This is a genomic window from Aquabacterium parvum, from assembly GCF_001447195.1.
GTDB lineage: Bacteria > Pseudomonadota > Gammaproteobacteria > Burkholderiales > Burkholderiaceae_C > Aquabacterium > Aquabacterium parvum.
The window spans coordinates 1-465 of the sequence record NZ_LFRI01000573.1 but is presented as its reverse complement, the minus strand read 5'-3'; the positions used below and the strand labels follow the sequence as shown (position 1 = coordinate 465).

The following is a 465-nucleotide window of genomic DNA, read 5'->3' as shown; positions in this document are numbered from 1 at the left end:
AGGGCCCGACGATGAGCACGGGCGCCTTCTCTTGCAGATACCGTCCGGTGGCCAGGTCGTGAACCAGGCTGCGGTTGAGGTTGGGCAAGCGCTCGAAGTCGAACTGGTCCAGCGTCTTGGTGGTGCGGAACTGGGCTCGGCGCAGGCGCGAGCTGAACTTCTTTTGTTCGCGCCGGGCCACCTCGTCGCTGATGAGCAGGGCCAAGAAGTCGGTGTAGGCCAGCTTGCCCTGGATGGCTTCGCGGTTGCGGGCCTCCAGCGAGTCGAGGATGCCTGAGAGGCGCAGCTGCTTGAGTTGCGGGCCCAGTTCTGGGGCGGGGTTCATGGCGGTCATGGAGATCTCCTTGGGGATGGTCAATGCAGCGTGCTGGGCTGCGGGGTGGGGAAGAGTTCAGCGGCTGCCCGCGTGAAGCGGTTGGTGCCGGCGTAGGCAGGCGGGGTGTGGTTGTCGGCTTGAGCGCCCTG

The 465-nt window shown here is 66.0% G+C and carries 1 protein-coding gene; it reads right to left on the bottom strand.

All coding sequences use genetic code 11. The features are described from left to right. Positions 1-325, bottom strand: a 325-nt coding sequence (locus tag ABG80_RS20730) for an ATP-binding protein (RefSeq protein WP_160322574.1), incomplete at its 3' end; no start/stop codon positions are given. Positions 326-465 lie beyond the last annotated feature (140 nt).